Raw genomic sequence first — 23,309 nt, forward strand, 5'->3', positions numbered from 1 at the left:
CCAGCACCTCCGACACATTTGGCGTGAGACAGGGGAAAATGAATTGTTGCTCTGTCCTTATATCAACAGCACTCTCATTTAGGCCTCTTTGCTAGCACGGTTTCCATGGAGGCGGGCATCTTCGGCAATAGTAAACGGGAGGGGCAGTACCGTAGTGGTTCTGCCCCTCCCGCTGGTTACAGCCGGCCTAGTGGTACCGGCCTAGCCGCACATCCCTTGCTGTGCCGGCCTTGCTGTGCCGGTTGTTCGCCGGTTTGGCCGGGCGGCTATCGCGAAGCTAGCCGCCCGCGTTATACCGGTCTAACGGTCTAACCGTCCAACGGTGCCGGTTTTGTATCAGATTTCGCGGTGCCGGCACCGGCCAGGTTTAGCGGCGGTCGACTGCCGGGGTGGCGATGCCGTCGCCGTCCCAGTCACCGATATGGACTGAGTCTTTGGCGTTGCCGTACGCATGGACTTCATCCGCAACGCCGGTGCGCAGCCCGTTTTGCAGGTAGAAGTGGTTGCCGCGCACCACGCCCACGGTATCCCGCCCGTCGCCGTTCCAATCGCCAGCGATCGGCTTATCACTATTGTTTCCGTAGGCGAATTCGTGCGTGGCCACGCTGTCCGTGAGCTTGGCTTGCACGAAGAACCGGTTGCCGCGCACGGCCAACAAGGTGTCTTTACCGGTCCCGTTCCAATCTCCAACCAGAATTTCATCGCCCGGGTTGCCGTAAGCGTAGGTCGCATCGGCGACGCCGGAGGTGAGGCTGTTGCGAACCAGTACCTGGTTGCCACGCACCACCGCGATCGTGTCCTTACCATCGCCGTTGAAATCACCCACGAGCACGCGGGTATCTTCGGGCGAACCATAGGTGAATTCGAACTCGGCTACTCCCCCGAAACGATTGGTACCGAGGAAGGTATTGCCGCGGCGCACCATGGGCGTATCCACGCCGTCGCCATCCCAATCACCGAAGATGATCTCATCATCCGGGTTGCCGTAGTTGACCGTGCGATCAGCTTGGCCCTGACCCCAAGCGTTCACGTAGAACATACCGCGCGGGTCGTTCTTTTCGGCCCACACGCCGCGCTTGGCCGGAGCAGGAGCAGGCGCTGGCGCAGGCGCTGGCGCAGGTGTATCCGGCTTTGGCGTAGGCGCGGGGGTTTCGGTATCGCTACCGGTGCCACCCTGGTCGCCACCCTGATCGCCACCTTGGTCGCCACCCTGGCTTCCACCTTGGTCACCACCCTGGCTTCCACCTTGGTCGCCGCCTTCGGTGCCACCTTCAGTACCTTCTTCGGTATCGGTGGTGGTTGCGGCCGGCATCGTGTAGACGCCGAGCTCGGCGGCGGAAACATAGCGGTTAGCACTGCCGTCACCGTGGGTTCCCGTCACCTTGATACGCACGTAAGAGACTTCTTCATCGAGGAAGAAGTTTGCCGGCTGCGCGGAGTTCGGGAACTGGCTCGAAGCCACCTGGTGCAGGTTTTCGGCATCCGGCCCCACCCACAGTTCGGCATCAGAAATACGGCCATTGGAACCGCCGCTGCCGCGCGGCAGCATTTCTACCCGGACCACGCGGGTGGGCTTTTCCAACTGCAGATCAATATTCATCGGCAGGCTGGCTTGCTGACCCCACGGGGTGTGCCAGATAGTGGCCGGATCATTATCGAACAGGTTGCTTGTACCGTTATTATCCTTGGAGGTTTCGGCCGGCAATTCCGAAGCGAGCGTTACCTTGACAGCTACCGGGTTGCTTTCGCCTTCCCGCACCGTCAGCTTGGCACGTGCCCGCGCATTACTCAGCTGTTCCTTACCGTCGATTTCGCGGGTCACGAGCCCGAAGATCGGGTATTCCCCATCGGAAGCTCCCGCCGGGATTGTTACCGGCACTTCCACCTTGGTTTCCTTACCAGGTTCCAAAGTCGGTACTTCCACCTGGTCTGTCTTGGCTTGCCACCCAGAGGGCAGGTTTGGCGTCAAGGTAAGCCCGGTGAGTGCTTCCTTACCCAAGTTCGTGAGGGTGAAGGAAATAGTCGAATCGGCACCGCGATGCACAGCGCTTTCCGGGTTACCGGAAGCTAGCGGGAGTGCCCCGATCCAGTCCAGTCCGAAGGTGGCGAACATGATGTCGTTCGTGTAGTTACCCGAACCGCCTTCGTAGAGGATGCCGTAGCGGCCGTCACCTAGCGCGGCCATGGTCGAATAGGCCATGTAGCCAGTGTTGAACTGGGTTCCGCGCGACCAGGTAGCGCCGTCGTCGTAAGAAATACGAACCAGGCCGTTTTGGCGCCCTTGCGGGGAAGACGAGGAGTAGAGAAGCACGCGTGCTTCCGGCGAACCTTGCGGGGCGTCCGGGAAGGCACGGATGATGGAGGCGTTATTGCGCGGGTCCGGTAGTTGGGTTTCCGCCCACACGTCCCCGTAGGTTTGGCCGCCATCTTCCGAAATCGCTACCTTCCGGTAGTTCGGCCCGGAGCTTGGCCGCGAGTTGACCATAAGCCGGCCGTCGGAAAGTTCTACCACCTTGTTTTCATCCATGCCGACGCCGAACAGTTCACCTGCTTGCCAGGTTTCGCCATCGTCGTCAGAGAATACGGAAACGGCGGCATAGTTGCCGTTTGCTTGCGTCATTGTGTACTGTTGGACGAGCCGGCCGGCATGTTCACCGTACTTCATCTGAATACCGGCACCGGAAGCCGCGAAGCGGGAACGCGTAGCCGGATCCTTGGTGATTGCCGCGGTGATATCTTTCGGTTCGCTCCAGTTCAGACCGTTATCGTCCGAATGGGTGACTACGGCGTGCAGGGCGTTACGCTGGTCTGGATCGGTACCAGCATGCGAATCCTGGAAGCGTGCATCATACGACTTCACGAAGAAAGCGTGAATGCGGCCAGTCTTTTCATTGACTATGAAGGACGGATCCGAATAGCCGTACTTATCGGCCGACTGCATAGTGCCATGGCCGGTAGCAATTTCCGTGGGCTTTTCCCAGGAAGCGCCGCCGTCTTTAGAAATGCGAAGCACAATCGAATTCGGGTTCGGGGCATCCGCACAAGAACCGGGCCGACCATCATAGGCGGCCAGCAGCCAGCCGTTCTTTGCCTTCGCTAGAGCCGGAATCCGGTAGCAGGTGTAATCATCGCCCGCTCGGGCCAAGCGCACCGCTTCCATATCGCCACGCTGGGCGGGAGTGGCCGCCGGATCTTCCTTCTCCCGCTTCCCGGGAACCACCTTGATCGGTTCGGCTTCCGCACGAATATTGGGCTCGAGTACGTCGTTTCCGGCCGCGTCCGTCGTCGCACGGAAAGATACCCAAGGTGTGAAGGTTCCCGCTGCAACGTCTTCTGCAGTCACCTTATAGGTCGGGAACGGGCATCCCTTTGTATCTCCAGCCAGCAGCTTGCCCCACCGGCAGTTCTTATTGTGACTTGTAAGAACGTTATCCAGATTCGTGGAATCCGGGTAGGCGGTAATAGTCCGATCAGAAAGGTTCTTATAGGTGATCTTGAAGGTGAGCGTATCGCCTTCCATAACAGGTGCGCCAAGATCATCTGTACGTTCCAAAGACACCTGCAAGAACTTCGGGTTAAGAACCTCTACCTCGCCTTGTGAACCCTCACTTGCTTGCTGGGCTTCTTCCACGTCCGCGAGCCGGAACTTTGCTTGTTTGATATAAGCAAGGTCTGTAGTTACCAAATAGCTCTTGCGCTTCGGATCCACCCAGGATTTAGAGAAAGCTTCATCCCAGTGGCCGTAGGAATGCATAATAAACGTGCCATCCGGCAGCGTGACGACGCCGGTGTACCCGGTATCCCCACCGTAACGGTTGTTTGCGTAATCACGGCCAAGCAGAATGCGGTACTCGCCGTCTTCACGGTTCATGAGTTGTTCGTATGTACCAACCCAAGCAACCCAGTTGCCGGCCCGCCAGTCATTTGGACCATCAAATTTGTTGTTGCCATTGAGGTCGTAGCGGATTTCCCGCATTGGAATAACTACGCGTCCGCTCACCGGATCATATGTGGGCTTGTGCCGTTCACCAGCCAAAGAACCTGGCATGGAAACCGGTTCGGACCAGGTTTCACCTTCGTCATCGGAGTAGATCATCCCGGGCAAATTATTGTGCGATTGACTGCGCGAAATGCCAACGATCCGTTTCCCGTCCGGAGAACGGAACATACCGATTTCGCACATCTGCCAGGCGGACTCCTTATCGCGATACTTCGCCAGATAAGGCTCTGGTTCGGTCCAGTTCTCAACGCCATTTTCAAACGTCAAATAGGTCTTGAAATTGACGAAATCGTGGTTGTGGTAAACACCCATCCACTTGGGGATCGGGTTACCTGCTTCGTCACGCAATTGCACCAGAGAAGCCATTGCCACAATTGCGTCATTGTCTTTGTTGTCTGCGGCACGGCGCGGATACCAGTGCTTGTATTCCGTCCATGTTTCGCCGTTGTCATCAGAATAAGAGGTATTCCAGCCGTACTGGAAACCCGCACTATCGCGGCCCCAACCAGGGTTGGCGGTAACCAGCATCAGGCGTTCTTTACCCTCGGCTAGCGGGAGCACAAAAAGCGTGGGGGTTTCTTGGGATCCCTTCCAAGATTCGGGAGTGTTAGTTTTTTCCTTCCAGGTTTCTCCTTCATCGTCGGAGACCATCATGATGAGTGGTCCGTGCCCGTGGCCTTGCGGGAAAGCAGAAATGAGTCGACCAGTGCGAGTACGAATCAGATCTGGTTGGCCCAGGTACTGCCGTTCGGTACCCGGAGCTTTCATAACATCTGTTACGTGCTTTCCTGGAAGCTCATATTCGGGCAAGGTATTGCGCAAAGTGAGTTCTTTTTCAGCCGGCGAGTTTTTCTCCGCGGTGGCTTCCTTGCCATTTTCAGCGGTTGTAGCCTCGTCATTTTCTGCTGTGTTAGCTACCGACTCTGCGGCAGGATTAGTCACAGCGCCGGAAGCTTCCGGCGTTTTTGCCGAGCTATCGGAGTTTTGTGCACCCGGGTCAGTATTTTCCGCGGCTTGCTCGGCCGCCGCGGCTTGCTCGGCCGGTGCTGTTTGTTCGGCCGGCGCGGCTTGTTCTTGCGTTTCTATCGTGGGCGCGGTGGTTTCAGTTTGTTGTGCCGAGCTCGGCGAGCTCTGTTCGCCGTGCATCGGTGTGGCAGATACCGTTAGGGGCGATACGGTAAGTGCCAATGTTGCCACGGTGACCGCGAATGCTTTCCACGGGCGTGGCATCCCCTCTTTTTTCATGTGTTTCCCTTTCACGCTCAGGTATTGCAAACGACGCCGGCTTCGGCACAGCCCCGTGCCCTCCGGCGTCGAAAAACAACGCGTGCATATCTAATATCCCGCTACCGGGGAAACTGGGAAGTTTTCCGCGCGGCAAACGTGGACTAGATACGCGCGCACTGAGTACATGGACGAGTTATCGCAAAGCGCTTGCGGCGCTCCCAAGTTCAGCATGCGACCCTGCACACAGAACTTGTCCGACAAATCCGAGAATACCGGATTCGAGGCAACCTTGCATCCCTTTCAACCTTTTCTGCAAAACCTGGAAAGACCCGCGCGGACGCGGCATTTTCGCACACCCAGACGGCGGTGCACAGCTCTTTTGCGCGTACTACCGACGGTCAGCGAATTTATCAGACATATTCGCAAGCGGGCTGTTTTTTTCATCACTCAGCGCCATGCGGTTCCCGCCGTTTTCCAACTTCCGCACGCCCGGGCCGCACCCACTTCTTCAGTTTCCGCCAGCGCCGCGGCGCTGCGCTACCCGTTTTCTGTTTCTCCCACGCTGTGCCCCAATACCCGATTTCCGCGCGTGTTTTTCGCGCGCCCGGGCAGCACTACTCCACCGCTACGAGCTTGCCTAAGAAGCACTACTCCAGCGCTACGAGCTTGCCCAAAAATTCATCTTCTGCCGCCCGCGCATCCAGTATCGAACGGTCTTCTAAACCGTTCACTAGGATTGAGTATTCGAGCACATTGCCGCTGCGGGTGGTGAGTACGCCCGAAATCGAAACGGCTTCGGCCAAAGTACCGGTTTTGCCACGGATTTTCCCGCCCGTGTCCGGGCCTCCCAGCCGTTTATCCAAAGTTCCATTCAACCCGGATACGGGCAGCCCGGCTCCGATTGCCCCATAGGTAGGATCCTGGTGCGAATAGACGGCATCTATAATTGCTACCTGCAATTTCGCGGTTACCCGGTTTTCATCAGAAAGCCCGGAGTTATCGGCGATTTCTACGCCGGTGAGCGGCAAACCGAGTTCGGTAAGTGCGGTGCGGGTGGCTTTTGCGGCCCCCTCGAAATCCGCGGGTTGGCCGGTGGCCACGGCCATGAGGTGGCCGAGAGTTTGCGCCGTCGTATTATCCGATTCGGTGAGCATATAATCGAGCAATTGGCGTACGGTCGCCGATTCCACGCGGGCTAGTTCGCGGGCCGTTTCCGGAGCGCTGGCCTTTTCGACCTGGCGAGTGCCGGCCGCGGCATTATTATCGGCACCATTTTCTGCTTCGCTCCCAGAACTCGCTTGCGGCCCGGAACCATCTTGCGGCCCGGATTCTCTGTTTGCGGCGGCGTCGCCACCATCTGCCGGAGCGGGAGCCACGCCGCGCACCTCAATCCCCTCTTCATGTAAACGATCCGCAAACACCAACGCCGCGTTACCCGCCGGGTCTGGTTGGTAGCCGTGGCGGGGCACTAGGGAACCATGCACGGCGAGCGGCGCCATTTCCATAATGTAAGCCTGGTTACCCGGGTGCATGCGCGTGTTGTAAGCCGGCCCGGTAAATAGGGAGGCATCTACGCGCAGGTCAACGCTGGTAATTCCGGATTCTTTAAGGCGCGCCGCGGTACTGCTGGCAAGCTCGCCCAGGCCCGCGTGCCCATCCACACCTTCCGGGTTGCCGCTATCCGGGGAGAGCAGGTTATCGCCCCCGCCCACCAGATAGAGCGTGGTGCCATCCAATCGGGTGACGGTGGGGAAAGTCGTATCGGGCCCCAGTACGTGCAGGGCCGCAACCGCGGTGAGAAGTTTCTGATTAGAGGCGGGAATGCGCGGCGTATCCGGGTTGAGGCTGGCAAGAGTTTGCCCACTGGCCGGATCGCGCACCACCACAGAAAGGTCGCTGGTTGCGCGCGGATCAGCCGCGAATTCCTGCAGGGCTTGTTCCACGCGTGGGCGATACTTTTCCGCGGTCTCGTTTGCCGGGGCGAGCGCAGGCGTGGCAGCGCCTGGCGTGGCTGCCTGCGGGTATGCGGCTACCGGTTCCACACTGGGTGCCACGGTAAGCGGCCCGGGTACCACATCCATTGCATCCAGAGCTCCGTACCCGCTTAGTAGCGTAATAACGACGCCGGCTACCACATACGACTTTTTCACAGGCTCATTCTCGCACGCTCAGCTGGTTTCCGCCGCCGCGCGCGCCGCAGCCCGCGATTGGCCGCCAGGATTATGTGGCACGCAGCCTTTCTGCTCCCGTGGTTTCCGCTCTGCGCCGCGGGCGGTGCCCGCGGTTGTTACGCGGTTGGGAATTGCGGGTTTCCGCTCCGCGCCGCGGGCGGACGGGCCGTAATCTGACTAGAAAACAACTCCTGAGAGCCAAATAGTTGGCCCTTGGCACAAAAGACGGCAATAATGGGACCCTAGCCAGGGAAATATAGTGCGCGGTGTAATCGAGGAGGACAACACCATGATGGAATTCGACGTCACGATCGAGATTCCGCGGGGCAACCGCAATAAGTACGAGGTTGACCATGTCGATGGGCGTATCCGTTTGGACCGGATGCTCTTTACGTCAACCCGCTATCCGGACGATTATGGTTTTATTGACGATACTTTGGGCGAAGATGGTGATCCGCTCGACGCACTAGTGCTATTGGAAGAGCCCACCTTCCCCGGCTGCGTGATTCGTTGCCGCGCGCTCGGTATGTTCCGTATGCGTGACGAAAAGGGTGGCGACGATAAAGTGCTGTGCGTGCCGGCAACCGATCAGCGTGCCTCGTGGCGTACCGAAATCGAAGATGTTTCCGAGTTCCACCGGCTGGAAATTCAACACTTCTTCGAAGTGTACAAGGACCTAGAACCGGGCAAATCCGTAGAGGGCGCCCACTGGGTAGGCCGCGAAGCGGCAGAAGCCGAAATCCAGCGTTCCTACGACCGCGCGAAGGAAGCCGGTTATTACACGACGGAACTCGGCAGGCAACGCAATAGCAAATAGCAAACCGGCCACCTAAGCCGGCCGTAAGCTACCGGAACCTAAACCTGAGGCCTAAGCCGGAAACCTAAATCCGCCGCGGGTTATAGGAAACCTAAACCGGAAACCTAAATCGGGTGTAGGTTATCGGAGCTTTAGCTTCCGTGCCGGCGCTTTCTGCGGCGGAAGGTTTTAAGGTTTTGTTGCGGGCGGGCCTTCGGGTCCGCCCGCAAATCGTTCATGTCTACCAATGCGGCGCCGGCGGCGGCGGGAACGGCGGCGTGCGCCGCTAGCTTTTGCCCCCGCACTGCCGGATGCGGGGGCTATTTTAGTTATGCCCTCGCTACCCGCTACGCCCACTGTGCCGGCTGTGTTCGCGGTGCCCGCGCTGGCGGCTGTGCTCTCGCTACTTGCCGCGCCCGAGTTGCTGGCCGCGCTCGAGTTGCTGGCCGCGCCCGTGTTACCGGATGCGGCGGCGTCGGGAAGATTTTTGCGGGTTTTCCGGTAGATGCGGATCTCGTAACCCCAGTACACGAGCACTAGGAGGAGCGCGACGCCGAGCCCCACCGCCCACCACGGGAAGCGCGGCAGGTCAGATTTTTTACCGGCGTCGTCGATATCGCTTTGCGGGGTGGGGATCACGCGTTCGCCGGTCACCAGGATCCGGTGCGTGTTGATGCCGAGCGGCGTACAGGTAATCAATGTGGCAAGGTCGCGCCCTTCTTGCACCCGTACTTCTTCAGATTCTTCGGGCAGCACCACTTGAATGGAAAACACGCGGTAAGTGAGAACTTCGCCAAAGACTTCGAGGGTGAAAGTGTCCCCTTCTTTTACTTTGTCAAGGTTCGTGAACATGGTGGCGCTAGCTAGGCCGCGGTGTGCGGTGACCACGGTGTGCGTGGATTTGCCACCTACCGGAAGCGAGGTGCCTTCCAAGTGGCCGGCGCCTTTCAGTAGGGTTTCATCGCTGGTCCCGTGATATACGGGAAGGTCGACGTCGATGCTGGGAATCCGTAAACGGGCCATAAGATCGTTCTCGCCCACGTTGAGCTGCTGCATATAGGGCAAGATTTTTTCCCCGCTCTCGGGGTTTTCCGCCAGATGGCCGACGCCTTCGGGGATGCGTTCATTGGAGCCGAGCACTGCTCCGGCGGAAAGGGCGTCGTTGTAGAGATGAGCTTGGGCAAGCTGTTCCGCTTTGCCCGGTTCGGCATGGTCTACCTCAGTAGCGTAGTCATCTACCAGTTGGGACTGTTCCCATTGAGCCTTCCAGCCGGCCACGCTCGGGTAGAACCACAAGCCGGCGCCCAGAAGCACCAGGAACCCCACCAGAAAGGCCGTGCCTAAACGCTTCATCCCTACTCCCAATAGTCTTTGGAAACTGTGTTTGGACCGTTCGCACTAAATTTCGGCGCGTGCACGCGTACCCGAACTAATTTTGCTGATCTTGAAACGGCGCCGTTTTTACACGGCGCGGCGCGATCTTTTTTTAAGAAGCGCGGCGCCTCAGAAATAAACATAGAGGAAGGGTGGGGCGTACCTGGAGTGTTCCAGGGCACGCCCCACCCGTTCTCTTGCATAGCCACTCGGCGTACGTAATGCTCAGCATTCAAAACGAGTGCTAAAGCATCTCAAAAGGAGGGAGCCGAGTTTGGCTTTACTGGCCGTGCTTAGCCACGCACCTTGGAGCGGCTGTTGCGGAAGGCCAGACCACCAGCAAGTGCGAGCACCGCGATCGCGGAAACGCTCAGCAAGAGCTTGCCCTGCGCACCCGTCAGCGGCAGGTTCGGACCCTTTTGCTGGGTGTTCGTCACGTTGTCAGTATCTTGAAGCTGGTATGCACCCGGCTTGAGGGTGATCTTCTTGGCGGTGTCGTTGAGCACGTAACCAGCCGGAGCCTGGATTTCCTTCAGGTAGACAACACGTTCGGTTACCTTGTCACCCTTACCGAGGTAGATACCCGGGAAGTTCACAACGCCGTGTTCATCAGAAGTAGCTTCCGCAAGAAGCTTCGTGCCCTGCTCGTCAGCGTAAATTCCGAACTTAGCGCCAGAGAGAGGCTGCCCCGGGTTCTGCGCGTCAACCTTCTTGAACTGGTACTGACCGTACTTCGGCTTTTCCGTCGGGGTAATAGGCGGCGTCACCGGCGGGTTCTCCGGGGTTCCATCCCACTTGCCGAACGGATCAAGCTGACCATCGATCGGCCACGCGGTGTTCTCCACCACTCCACCTTCCGGCAGGGAGGTGATCTTCGTCTTCAGCGTGAATACAACGTTATTACCAGCCTTGATCTGCTTCAGACCAGATTCGGTCAGCGCGATCTTTGCGTGCTTCGCAGGAGCGTCACCCGTCGTTACCTTGAAGTCGACATCCGGGGTCAGCGCCTTACCTTCTACTTCCACGCCAGCAGAATTGGCAACGTAATCGAGGTACGGCTGCAACTGATCAACAACGCCGTACTGGCTCGGGGAATCCTGGGTCGCCTTGGTAGTAATGGTCCAGGGAATCTCATCGCCAATCTTGCGGAGGTTCTCGTCCGTCGTCACTTCCTTGGTACCCGGAGTCTTAACGTCATTCTTCGGGTATACGTGAACGTTGGTCAGCCACTTACCACCGGTCGACGGCAGCGGGATCGTCACGAAGAACGGATCCGCCTTCTTGGTGATCGGGTTATTGCCCGGGTTGGTTTCCTGCACCAAGTAAACACCAATCGGGAGATTTGCGAACGTCGCGATACCTTCGCTATTGGTATCTTGCTCTTGTTCTCCCTCAACCGGACCGGAACCAAGGTTAATAACCTCAGAGCCAGCCTTTACCTGGTTGTGATCCGCATCGAAGGTGAGGTCCTTTACCTTTTCCCAAGATGCATTGTCCTTAAGATCCAGACCCTTCACCGGGGTAACGCGGAAGGTAACACCTTCCAGAGGCTTGTTGGCCAAGCCCGGCTTGATTTCCGTGCCGTCGCCACGCTGGGTTGCAACAGGGTTGTTTTCCAGCTTGTGGACAATGATCGAACCATTGTCAGTTGGCATATCGCCCAGCGCCGGTGCGGCAAATGCGGGGCGAGCAAAGGCTGCGCCTCCAAACATGCACGCAACGGCAAAGGCCAAGGCCAAAGCGATAAGACGCTTTAGCTTCATAGGTTTTGCGCCCATATGTAATTCCCTTCAAATCGGAACTCGCTGACTGCGTGTATCGCTGTACTAGCCGAGTTTCTCCTTGAGCCTGCGTCCAAGCATGATTAGAGATACAGTGAGAGCAACAAGTAACGTTCCTCCCCCTGCAAGGCGGAAGATATCGCGTCCGATTCCTCCGCTAAGCGGCAACGCAGGACCAGTGCGCTGCTCGTTGAGAATGGCCTGATCGCCTGTCAAGGCGAATGGCTCATCCGAACCAAGAGTGATTTCACGCGAGGAGCTATCTAGCTGATAGCCACTCGGTGCTTTCGTCTCTTGAAGCCAATAAGTGCCCAGAGGTAGGTCCGTAACTTGTAGGACGCCAGGAGTGGGATCTGTATCGGGACCCGTGCAAGGGGCCTCGACGCAATCCTCAAACTGTACTGACGTCTGGGGACCGCCCATATCCTGGGGGTACGTTAACCTCCATTGCGAGCCACCCAGGAGTGGGCGGTCACCTTCCGCGGCGCGCTTTTCGAACTTGATAGTTCCGCGCATCCGCTCATTAGGAAGCATTATTTCCACGTCTTTATCGGTGATCACAACCGACACTGGTTTCTCGATGGTTTTGAACCCATCCGGAGCCTTGGTTTCCGTGAGCCAGTACTGGCCCTTTTCGAGACCGCGCCAAGTGAAGGCGCCTTGCTCATCGGTAACAACCTTGGTAGAAGCATTGCCATAAATCGGTCGCAAGCTGTCTGGGTAAACCGGGTTGTCATAGCCCTGTTCGGGACGGAAGTTTCCATCGCCGTCAGAATCGCGCCACAACTCTAGCTCTGCGCCAGGTAGCGGCGCCCAGGTATCGGCGTCGACCTTCGTTACCGTGAACTGGAAACGCTTGTGGTAGTTGAAGAAGCAGATGCTTCTATCTCCGCCAGAAATCTCTACCCGTTCGGGGTCGCGAATCACAAAGCCTTCCGGCGCGCTGACCTCTTCAATCAGGTATTTGCCATCCGGCAAACCGGGGAAGACAACCACTCCATCTTCGGGGGTAAGGACCCGGCCGTCATCCGCGTCCGGAACCCTCTGCTCAGAATTGGTGACAACCAGCTCATCGGTGTTTTCCTGCAACTGGCCGTCGCCGTTAACATCGCGCCACAAACGGAGCGTCGCACCCGGGAGGCGAGTCGAGGTATCGGCGTCGAGCTTGACCACTCGCAAACTGTGCCGCGGTTTACCATTCGTGAAGGTACAGGTTAGATCCAAACCGGATTTAACCGCCTTGGGAACCTGGAAGGTGTGGCTGGCCGTATCGCCCTGAATATTGAGAGCATCGGTGCCAGCATCCACCACGGTTTCTCCGTTGCCATTCACGCACTGCAGACGCGGAGCATAGGCGCTGCCAATGTCCCCACCGGTCGTGAGTTTTTCGGAAACCGTAACGCTCGTACCGGCCGTAACCGGGAGCGGACCCGCATATTCGGATTGCAAACCGGTTTCGGTGCCGGTTGTGGTAGCGGTTTCCTTCACATCACCAAATGAAGCAGTCAGCTCGAACTGATCATCGGGACTATTCCGATCAATCACGTTCTTACGCACGCTCAAAGTGGGCGTGTAGCTGAAATCGCCAGCCATATCTGCAACTTGGGTATTCCACAGCCTGTGGTAGCGGTACCAAATCTGCTCCGGGGTGTTACCGTCCTTTAGGCACCAGGAGGCACTGTTTAGATCATCCCATCCGGCCTCTCCCCCAGGGGAGAGCTTGGTGCACCAATTTTGGTCACGCTCGGATTTGTCAATCCGCTCCGAGTAAATAGGTTCAGCGCCATCAATTCTCTTGAAAATCTCAGACTTATCCCAATCAGGCGACACCTGAAGCATCGTTGTTGTGGACGTATCATCCGCATTTGCGGTAATAAGCCTGCCGTCAGGTAATTGCGCAAACCCAGAAGCAGCACGGATGCCATTAAAATTGTCGTAAGACCTTTCGTACGGACCCGTAGCCTGCAAGCTGACGGTAGGCAGAGCGAAGGAAGGCAATTCCCCGCCGTGCCCATTTTGCAAGTCTTCACTCTTCACGAGGTTCATGCGCAAGTAATTTTGGCGGTCGCTCGGCACTGTGTACGCCGCCGACGTTTCTACAATTAGAGCCCCGTCCTTGCTGAACGAAATGTCGCCTGCATTTGACTCCAGAGATTTACCCGAAGCGGCTTCAATTGTTTCAACACGAGCCTTGCCCACGTATACCGGTCCACTCGGTTCCATCCGGTACGTGTGGAAATACGAATTGCCCTGCCAATCGGTAGCACTGGTACCGAAGTAGTACTTCCGGGCCCGACCCCCGGAAAGTGGACATGGGGGTGGTGTTTATGCTGCAAGGTCAAGTGTAGCTGACGCGTGTTTTTCGAAGGTGTCTGGGGCCTGGTAATTGCACCAGGTGTGCAATCGTTTCGTGTTATACCGAGTACACCACGCAAAGACCTGCCGGCGGCAGGAGAGCATGTTGGGGAAAACCTTCGCATTTTTGAGAACTTCTCGTTTGAGCGTTGCATTAAATGACTCTGCCAGCGCGTTATCGGCACTACTGCCTACAGCTCCCATGGATTGTTGTACTCCCAACTGGCGGCATGTTTCTTGAAATACAGAGGAGGTGTATACACTGCCGTGATCAGAATGGAAAATCGTTCCACGCAAGGATCCTCGCTGGTCTGCGGCCATCAGTAATGCCTCTCGGGCGAGTTCAACACGCATGTGATCTGCAATCGCAAAACCGACCAGTTTCCGGGAGAAACAGTCAATCACAGTAGCCAGATACATATTCTTTTGCCCGGCAAGGGGAAGATATGTAATGTCCCCGACAAGCTTGTCGTTAGGCCTGGCCGCGGTGAAATCACGCTCGAGAAGATCATCAAAGACCCGCTTATGTGGATCACTGACAGTAGTGCGAACACGACGTTTTTTCGTAAAACCTGCCAACCCGAGAGCTTTCATCACCCGTGCTACGCGTTTGTGATTTACCGGCTGGTCCGGGGTCTGCGCAGTAAGCAACGCGGCTATACGTTTAGCACCATACAAGCCACCTTCCGCCTCGAAAGCGATCCGAATTCGCTCCCCTAGCAGCCCGTCAGCGTATACCTGTTGCTCGCGCCGGGCCGCATTTGCGGCCCACTTGTAATAGGAAGAACGCCTTACTTTCAGTACGGTACACATCCGCTTGACTGAGAACTCAGTACGGTGGTCCTCGATGAACTTGAAGCGGATCACAAGCCCATCTCCTTCGCGAAATACTGCGCCGCCTTGCGCAAAATATCGCGTTCTTCTTTCAAAAGCGCGTTTTCCTTTTCGAGTTGTCGGATTCTCTCTGCTTCAGATAAGACCCGCGCCGCCTCTGCTTCTTTGCGCCGCCTGGCCCGCACCCCGGTGCCAAACTGGTTTACCCAGTTTTGCAGCGAATTACGATTAATTCCCAGATCAGAAGCAACCTGCGCCATTGAAGCCTCGCTGGACTCGTACGCGGCTACCGCGTCTTTCTTGAACTGCGCGGAATATGTTTTACGGGACATGGTAGAAGACTACCTTTCTCCGGCTGAACGCCGGGGCTAGCCCATGTCCACTTTCCGGGGGTCAGGTCCTCCCATCCTTCGGATTAACCGCACCAGCTGATACGGACTGAGCACGGTTACCGGTTTGGTTAGTTTCGGGAGCTACCGTTGCGGCGTCCAGCATAAATTCCGGGCCGTAGGGGCTCCAGTAGTCTTCACCCGGGCCGAGGCGATACACCTGGTACGGCCCGACCTGACCACGAGACGACTTCTGGCTGACGCGCAAAGTTGCGTAAAGGGTGCCATCCTCCGCGCTTCCGAGAGCGTTATACTCGATACCTTTTATCTGATACCAGGCGGAAGTGTCGTTATTGGGGCCGCGATCGAACCGGCCTTGGTAGGACCCGTTATAGCCGGGGACCTTTTGACCCCAGGGCCCGCTACTCGGAATATTCTTTGACCTGACGGTTTTCGGGCCGTCCTTGGCGATAGCCGGCAGATAAGGCGCTCCCGGCGAGATAGTGCCGTCCGGAGTCATCCGTAGAACTTCACCGGTAGTGGTTAGCAACAAAACACCCTCTTGACCCCGGTGTTTCGGAGTTTGCGGGAGGAGCTTTTGCTGCAGTAACTGTGGATGCGTGTTCTTCGAAGCTGCCTCCGGAAGGACCGGGGCCGCCGCACTGAGCGGAGCAAAAATGCCGCTCAACGCCGTGAAAACGACAGCGAAGAGCGCTACGACTCGAGCCACCAGTGCTTTCCTCACGGTTCCTCCATTTTTCCGACCTAAGTCCCTAACCGTACAGCAAACCCTTCGGAAGTGAATGCCAGGCATTTAGTCCTAACACCCGAACGGGCCAACAAACAGCTGCCAGAGCCCAACCGCCCAACACCCGCGCGCCCGCACAATCCGGCAGGGCGTGGCATTTGCACAGTTCTGGCGGGCGAATCGATTTTGCAGGACTCCCCTCTGCGGCCGTCTGACAATATCAAATATTCCCTGCCAACCTTCAAACCGTGACGGGACCAACGTCCCACTAAAAACATTTCGGTAACAATTTTCGGTGGTGGAAATCCTGGGACTTTCCGCCCCTGCCGCCGATTAAGGGCTAAACGAACATTGCACTTTCTTGAGTGTGTGCAATCTCCTAACGTGTGCAAAGTCGCATTTATTTTCCAGGTTTATGTACGTATGCAGAAGCTTTTAGGAATTCCGGCACCGCCTGTTCAGATTGCTGGCGATAGCTACACGCACCAGCGATAGGAACGCGAAGCATTCCCGGTAAACAAACAAAAAGGCCCGCTGGGTAGGCGCATGAAGCGCCTACCCAGCGGGCCTTGCTTGAGTTCAATTATCGGATATTGCTCGCTCTGCAAGTTCCAGGCGAGCCATTACACCCGCGGGCAACATTGCCTTGGCATCGCGGGCAACGCGGCCTTGGCGTAGTGGCCAACACTGCCTTGGCGTAGCGACGTTTATCGCGCCGAGGTTTTGCGGTATTACCCGACTATGCGCAGGTAAACCGGGTTGCCCCAGACCGCACGTTCTTGGGTGCCCATGCTTTCGTTCCAGGCCGCGATGTGCATACCGTTACCGGTGTAGATACCCACGTGCCCGGGCCACCACAGCAGATCGCCCGGTTGCGCCTGCGAAGCTGGCACCTGGCGGTAACCGCTCCAGAACTGGTTGACGTGCGAGCCGGTACGGCGCGGCGTCTTAATGCCGAAGTGGTTGTAGACGTAGTACGTGAAGCCCACGCAATCCCAACCGGTTTCCGGCGAATACTTGCCCCACACGTACGGAACCTTGTGGTCAAACTGGCGTGCGAAGGCCACAATCTGCTGGCCCAGCGCGGCGTTCGACGGCGCCGGAGCCGGAGCAGGCTTAGGAGCCGGAGCAGGCTTGGGAGCCGGAGCGGGTGCCGGCCGCGGCGCTGGTGCCGGAGCGGGAGCCGGTGCAGGCTGCGGAGCTGGAGCCGGAGCAGGCGCGGGACGCGGCGCCGGTGAAGGCGCTTGTTCGCGCTGGCGGCGCTGGGTAACTTCCCCAGCCGCCCGGCGTGCTTCTTCTTGCCGGGCTGCCTCTGCCGCATCAGCCCGAGCTTGCGTTTGTGCACGGGCTTCAGCCTCTGCCTGGGCTTGCTGGATGATCGCCTGGCGCTGGGCTTCTGCCTCTGCCCGAGATTGGGCTTCCTTCGCTTCTTGCGCCTGGCGTTCGAGCTCCGCCGTCGTACCCTTTTGCGCGGCGAGCTGCGTAAACAGCTGTTCCCGCTGCTCTTCAATACCTGAAATCGTGGCTTCGAGGCCAGCGGCCGCTTCTTGCGCCTGCGCCAACGCCTCTTCTGCCGAACCGGCCGCTACCGCCTGATCGGCAGCCTTCGCATCAGCATCTGACTGCAAGGTCTGGGCCACATCGCGGGCTGCCTGGTACTTTTGCAACTTGCTACCAGTGTGCTGGCCGAGCACCTCGAAAGCCCATTGCCGATCGGCTGCATTCTTCAAAGAATCCGCACCCAAAAGGGCCGTGACTCCACCCAAAGAAGTAGAACCATCGCGATACATGGCGGAAGAAACCGCACCCAGCGCATCCAAAGCATCGTCTGCCTGCGACTGGGCGATATTGGCCTGCTCTTGCGCTTCAATCGCGGCCGTAATCGACTCCGAAAGATCCTGTTGCGCCGCACTGGCTGCCGCTTGCTTCTTCGTTACATCCGTGCGGGCATTTTCAGCCTGTGCACCGAGGCCGGTGAGTTGCGCTTCCAGCCCCGCAATCGAATTTGTTGTTTGCTGTTCCGCAGCCTTTGCTGCCGATATCTGATCATCACTCGCCCCGTTATCAGCCTGTGCTGGCGGGACCAGAGAAATCACCAGCGCGGCAGATATCCCAGCCGCCAGGAATTTCCCTTTTCGCAACTCCACAACGCCTCCAAAACTATCTTCTTTCATGCGGAGAGCGGCCCTAGCCCCGCTCTCCGCAGGCGCGTGAACCGGTCCTAGCTCCGGTTCACGCGGCGTGCCTCGGCGTGTTTTACAACGCCGCCCATAACACAACTGTTATGAAACTACCCCAGATAGGGCAAAAAGGGAACAACATCTCCAAATTCCACACTATTAAATCGGTACACATTGGTCACACTTAGCACTTTTCGATCAATTTTCCCAGCCGCCTCAGGGACCTCATTTGTCACATCCTCCTCACGGCACCGATTACCGCCCACCTGCGCTTGCCGCCTCACATACGCTTACTACCCCATGCGCGTGTGCCGCCACACATGTGATAGCTGCCCGACGTGCGCGCACCGCCTAACCTGCGTTCACCGCCTCACGCACATTTTCACGAGCCAGCTGGGCGGGACGCACCTCGAAATCAGCCCGCGAAAACAGCTGGCAGGCACGAGCAGCAGCTATGGCGGCAGGCACCGTGGACAGGCACGGACAACTGGCGAGGCCTATCGGTAGGGCACGGCAGATTGGCAACCGGCAGGCACTGCCGCATATTTCACATTTTGGACACGCTTGCACAAAATGCGGGTGGGTGGGCTATGGTTACAGCCATGTTGTTCGTTATGCGAATGTTCAGCTAGCGCATCCGGCCGCACGGTCTTTCTGCCGTGGAAACTAGAGGCCCGATGCGCTCCCAGCCCTGCTTGGAAGGGTTGGTGGACGCAAACGAACCGGCAAAACCGCTCCACCGGTTACTTCCTTCAAGGTTGGGGTTAGCGGGTGCGTAATAAGAAATAAGTACACGCACCAATTACCGTATTTCAGTAAAACCCAATTTCAGTAAAACCAGTAAAAACAAACATTGCCTGCTAGTAGTGCGCGCATTTTTGCCCGCCTACCACCAGCAATGCAGGCCAATACCCGATTTTTAGATTTTTACGTATTTGGCCTTCCGGCCATCGGGCCGGGTTTCCGAAGGAGATAATAAAATGGCAGAAAACCACGAGTGGGGATTTGATACCAAGCAGCTACACGCGGGCCTGACGCTCGATACTGATTCGCGTTCCCGCGCGCTTCCTATCTACCAAACTACGAGCTATGTTTTCGAAAGCAATGAACAGGCACGGGGCCGTTTTGCCCTCACCGATGCCGGCCCAATTTATACGCGGATCACGAATCCCACCCAGCAACAAGTAGAAGACCGTATTGCCGCCCTCTACAACGGCGCGGGCGGGCTACTCCTATCTTCCGGTTCGGCCGCTATTTTCTACGCCATCGTGAACGTGGCTACAGCCGGGCACAATATCGTCTCTTCACCTTCTTTGTATGGCGGCACCTACAACCAGTTCAAGCATGTGCTTCCCAGCTTCGGTATTGAAGTGCGGTGGGTGGAAAACCCGGACGATCCGGCCAGCTGGGCGAAAGAAATCGATGAAAACACTCGCGCCCTGTTCGGGGAAACCATCCCGAATCCGCGCCAAGACGTCCTCGACGTAGAAGCTGTAGCCCAAGTAGCACACGCCCACGGCGTCCCCCTCATTGTGGATAACACGATTGCCACTCCGGCTAATGGCAACCCCTTCGATTGGGGTGCCGACGTCGTCGCAGATTCGGCTACCAAGTTCCTCGGCGGGCATGGCACCACGATTGCTGGCGTCGTCGTCGAAAAGGGAGATTTCGATTGGCGTAACGGAAAGTTCCCGGGCATTGCCGAACCCGACGAGTCTTACCACGGCCTCGTATTTGCGGACACCGGAGCACCCTTCGTAACCCGCATTCGGGCCACTCTCCTGCGCGATACCGGCGCCGCGATCTCGCCGCTGGCTGCCTGGCAGATCGGAATCGGGCTGGAAACCCTTTCGCTCCGCGTAGACCGGCACCTAGAAAACACGAAACGGGTGGTAGAGCACCTGGTTGACCATCCGGGCGTGAAGTCGGTGAACTACGCTGGGCTAGTTTCCAACCCCTACTACGAACGCGCCCAGAAGTACACGCCGAAGGGGCCGGGTTCCGTGTTCACAATCGATATCGACGGCGGTTTGGAAGAAGCTTCCCGATTCGTGGAAGCGCTGCAACTGTTCTCTAATCTGGCAAATATTGGAGATGCGAAATCGCTGGTGGTGCACCCGGCTTCTACCACGCATTCCCAGCTCAGCGAACAAGAACTGCTCGATATTGGGATCACGCCGGCAACCGTGCGCCTCTCCATCGGTATTGAGGATGTGCGCGACATTATCGCCGATCTGGATCAGGCCCTCGCCGCGATCAAGTAGGCACGCGCCGGCAACTTGCCGGTTACGTTCCGGCAATCTGCTACGCGCTATGTAAAGTGCTGGTGCTGGTGCCGGTGTCGGTAACGTGCCCGGCACGCGCTAAAACCCATAACCGATAACGACGACGCCGCTGGCGCCCGGTTTTCCGGCGCTGGGAACCCGCGGTGGGTGCTGAACCGAGTTGATTTTGCGGGATGCTAATTACCCCCGAGAAGCATCGGAATGCTCCGCACTCAGCCCCACCGCGGGCGGCGCCGCCAAGTACGCACCGCAAACTTTGAATACATACAACCGCAAACCACATTCCGCGTTACCATCAGAATGTATCTGGTAACCGCCGGATTGTATCCAAGGAGTACCGAGGCCCGTGAGCGAAGAACACCCGATTTTCTTGGTCGGACACCCGGAACTAGACCCGGTGACGGACGCCGCACCGATTGGCGATTTTGATACCGGATACCGGCCCGTCCCCCAACCTAATCTTCCCGCTTCCGGAGCGTGGTTTGCGGGCGATGACCCAGGCGAGCGACAATTCGCGCAGCTCGGCCCGCTCGAACTGGAACTGGGCGGGCGCCTGCCGCAAGTAGAACTCGCCTACGAAACTTGGGGCACACTAAACGAGGCCGGCGATAATGCGATCTTGCTGTGCCATGCACTCACCGGGGACTCTCACGCCACCTCCCGCGATGGTACAAACGGGTGGTGGTACCAGATTGTGGGCCCGGGCCGGGCAATCGATACGAATAAATATTTCGTGGTATGCCCAAACTGTTTGGGCGGGTGCCAGGGTTCTACCGGGCCGGCTTCCACCGCTCCGGACGGTAAACCTTGGGGCCCGCGTTTCCCCGAAATCACTTTGCGGGATATTGCCGCTGCGGAACATAAACTTGCCCGCCAGCTGGGGATTCGCCGCTGGGCTTTGGTGGCCGGCGCCAGTTTTGGTGGTAACCGGGCCATGGAATGGGCGGCTAGCTATCCGGAAATGGTAGGAGCTTTGGCGGTGTTGGTTTCTGGCCCGGCTACCACCGCGGAACAGATTGCCTACGCCCACTTCCAAAAACTTGCGATCCAGTTAGATCCCAAGTGGCGCGGTGGGAACTATTACGACGCCGGCCCGGATCAGGGCCCGAGTGGCGGGCTGGGCTTGGCCCGCGAGATCGCCCATTTGACTTATCGGTGCGCCGATGAAATGGCGGTGCGTTTTGGCCGCACTCCGCAAGACGGCGAAAATCCGCTTTATGGCGGCCGCTACGCGGTGCAGTCCTATTTGGACTATCACGGGCGCAAACTTGCCGCCCGCTTCGACGCCAACTCGTATCTCACCATCACGCAGTCTTTTATCACCCACGATATTGGGCGTGGCCGCGGCGGCACCGACGCGGTAGTGGCCAGCCTCGAAATGCCTTCCCTCGTGGTGGCCGTAGATAGCGACCGGCTTTTCTATCCGGAAGACATGGCCGCCCTAGCCGCAGCCCTGCCCGGCGCCCGGCCACTCCAGACCGTACATTCCGGGCATGGCCACGATGGCTTCCTCATCGAAAACGATCAGGTAAGCAAAATAATCCGCGAGTTTTTGGCCGAGCTTTAGCCAGGCCCGCGGCAGCCGGCCCCGTGGCAAATCGCCGTGCGCCCGCACTTGCCCAGCTGGCCGCATTTACCCAGCCGGCTGGGGCCGCCCGCTCCGAGTACAGGCCCTTAATGCCGCAGGAGCCGAATGCCGCAGGCCCCGGGCGCGGCTAGCACCCGGGGGCCTTTTTCGGTTAGGAGTTTAGAAGTGCCAGTGGCGGGTGGGCGCCGTCGCCTCGTAAAGCAAGCGACCCTCCCGGTAGGAGGCCAGCACCGGGGCATGGAACATGAGAGCTTCGCGCCAAGAAGGCGCGTCCAAGAGCAGGAAGTTCGCCGGTTTACCTTCCGCGATCCCGTATTCAGCTTCCGGCACGTGGAGCGTGCGGGCGCCATTGTAAGTAATGAACCGGTAAGAGTTGTCGATCTGCTCTGCCCCCATCATCTGGGTCACGTACAAACCGATCAGCGTAACGTCCCGCAGCGAACCGGTACCGAGCGGATTCCACGGGTCCACAATATCGTCTTGCCCGAAGGAAACATTGATCCCTGCCGCGGTTAGCTCCGGTACCCGGGTCACCCCGCGCCGCTTCGGGTACGTATCAATCCGGCCCTGCAAATGAGTATTGACCATCGGATTGGAAACGAAATTGATTCCGCTCATCCGCAAGAGCCGCAACAATTTCCCAAAGTAGGCATTGTTATAAGAATGCATTGCCGTAGTGTGTGAAGCGGTGACCTTCTCCCCCACCCCGGCCTCATAAGCCAACGTGGCCAAAGTTTCTAAGCCGCGCGAAGCAGGATCGTCAATCTCATCGCAATGTACATCCATGAGCAGGCCGTATTCTTGCGCGAGCGCGAAAGCATACTGGAGAGACGAAACCGAATATTCACGCGTGAACTCATAGTGCGGGATCGCGCCAATCGCATCCGCCCCCAGCTCCGCTGCCTGGCGCAATAATTCCCGCCCGCGCGGATAAGATTCAATACCTTCCTGTGGGAAAGCCACGAGCTGCAAAGTCACCGTGTCGCGCAGCTCTTCACGCAACTCGATCAACGCCCGCAAAGCGGTAAGTTCCGGATCAGTTACGTCCACATGCGAACGAATATATTGCACACCAAATCGCACTTGTTGCCGAATAGCTCGCAAGGCACGTTCCTTCACATCGGCCACGGTGAGCTGTTGTTTGCGCTCCGCCCAAATCTCGATCCCCTCAAACAAAGTGCCCGAAGCATTCGAACGGGGGTCACCTTCCGTCATCGTGGTATCGAGATGCACGTGGGATTCCACAATGGGCGGCAACATGAGCTGCCCGCGCGCTTCATAGACCGTGGTTTCCGGGGCTTGCGGGGATTCCGCGGTTTGCGTGGCTTGCAGGGTTTGCGAGGTTTGCGAGGTTTGCGTGGCTCCCGCACTTTCCGACGCCGCACTGCCACTTTCCGGCGCGGTACCATTGCTTGCGGGCGCTGCGTTGTTACCTGCCGGCGCTGCGCTGTTATCTACCCGCGCAGTTTCGCTCCCCGCGGGCGTGATCCGCGCGATTTTGCCCGCGCTCACGAGCACATCGGATAGCTCAGTTCGGTTCTCGATCCGCACATTCTTGAATAACATCTTCGCCATTGTTCTGCTTCTTCCTTGGTGTTTACGGTGCAGGGTGCGTCCCTAGTGTTTACTGCGCGGGGCCAG

The 23,309-nt window shown here is 58.0% G+C and carries 12 protein-coding genes; 3 read left to right on the forward strand and 9 right to left on the reverse strand.

All coding sequences use genetic code 11. The features are described from left to right. Positions 1–367: 367 nt before the first annotated feature. Both H8274_RS08545 and dacB read right to left on the reverse strand, forming a co-directional pair. Positions 368–5,245, reverse strand: coding sequence for an exo-alpha-sialidase (locus H8274_RS08545; protein ID WP_185934302.1), 4,878 nt, complete (start codon positions 5,243–5,245; stop codon positions 368–370). Positions 5,246–5,874: 629 nt separating this feature from the next. Continuing rightward, positions 5,875–7,377 carry a D-alanyl-D-alanine carboxypeptidase/D-alanyl-D-alanine endopeptidase gene (dacB, locus tag H8274_RS08550; protein WP_185934303.1) on the reverse strand — a complete coding sequence of 501 codons (1,503 nt, stop codon included), beginning with the start codon at positions 7,375–7,377 and terminating at the stop codon, positions 5,875–5,877. A 313-nt stretch (positions 7,378–7,690) separates the two neighbouring features. On the opposite strand from dacB, the gene H8274_RS08555 reads away from it, so the two are divergent. After that, the gene (locus H8274_RS08555; RefSeq protein ID WP_049620314.1) at positions 7,691–8,215 is read left to right on the forward strand and encodes an inorganic diphosphatase; all 525 of its coding nucleotides are present in this window, start codon (positions 7,691–7,693) and stop codon (positions 8,213–8,215) included. A gap of 168 nt (positions 8,216–8,383) precedes the next feature. On the opposite strand, the gene H8274_RS08560 is transcribed toward H8274_RS08555, so the two are convergent. From H8274_RS08560 to H8274_RS08585, 6 genes are all read right to left on the reverse strand, one after another. Then, positions 8,384–9,547: a class C sortase gene (locus tag H8274_RS08560; RefSeq protein WP_185934304.1), complete on the reverse strand. Its 1,164-nt coding sequence runs from the start codon at positions 9,545–9,547 to the stop codon at positions 8,384–8,386. A gap of 314 nt (positions 9,548–9,861) precedes the next feature. Beyond that, on the reverse strand, positions 9,862–11,346 hold the full coding sequence (locus H8274_RS08565) for a SpaH/EbpB family LPXTG-anchored major pilin (RefSeq protein WP_074662257.1): 1,485 nt from the start codon (positions 11,344–11,346) through the stop codon (positions 9,862–9,864). A 48-nt stretch (positions 11,347–11,394) separates the two neighbouring features. Further along, positions 11,395–13,572, reverse strand: coding sequence for an MSCRAMM family protein (locus H8274_RS08570; protein WP_185934305.1), 2,178 nt, complete (start codon positions 13,570–13,572; stop codon positions 11,395–11,397). Positions 13,573–13,674: 102 nt separating this feature from the next. Continuing rightward, a protein-coding gene (locus tag H8274_RS08575) for an IS3 family transposase (protein WP_185933549.1) occupies positions 13,675–14,870 on the reverse strand; the annotation gives its coding sequence in 2 pieces (ribosomal slippage) (positions 13,675–14,588 and positions 14,588–14,870; 1,197 coding nt in all). A gap of 61 nt (positions 14,871–14,931) precedes the next feature. After that, entirely contained in the window at positions 14,932–15,612 is a 681-nt protein-coding gene (locus tag H8274_RS08580; protein WP_185934306.1) for a hypothetical protein, read from the reverse strand. 734 nt (positions 15,613–16,346) lie between these two features. Continuing rightward, positions 16,347–17,762, reverse strand: coding sequence for a C40 family peptidase (locus H8274_RS08585; protein WP_185934307.1), 1,416 nt, complete (start codon positions 17,760–17,762; stop codon positions 16,347–16,349). A gap of 1,013 nt (positions 17,763–18,775) precedes the next feature. On the opposite strand from H8274_RS08585, the gene H8274_RS08590 reads away from it, so the two are divergent. After that, entirely contained in the window at positions 18,776–20,059 is a 1,284-nt protein-coding gene (locus H8274_RS08590; RefSeq protein ID WP_185934308.1) for an O-acetylhomoserine aminocarboxypropyltransferase/cysteine synthase family protein, read from the forward strand. 436 nt (positions 20,060–20,495) lie between these two features. After that, a complete protein-coding gene (gene metX, locus H8274_RS08595; RefSeq protein ID WP_221884818.1) occupies positions 20,496–21,647 on the forward strand; it encodes a homoserine O-acetyltransferase MetX in 1,152 nt (383 codons plus the stop codon). A 180-nt stretch (positions 21,648–21,827) separates the two neighbouring features. On the opposite strand, the gene codA is transcribed toward metX, so the two are convergent. Next, positions 21,828–23,243 carry a cytosine deaminase gene (gene codA, locus H8274_RS08600; protein WP_244924579.1) on the reverse strand — a complete coding sequence of 472 codons (1,416 nt, stop codon included), beginning with the start codon at positions 23,241–23,243 and terminating at the stop codon, positions 21,828–21,830. Between the last annotated feature and the right edge of the window lie 66 nt (positions 23,244–23,309).

Source organism: Actinobaculum suis, assembly GCF_900618115.1.
Lineage (GTDB): Bacteria > Actinomycetota > Actinomycetes > Actinomycetales > Actinomycetaceae > Actinobaculum > Actinobaculum suis.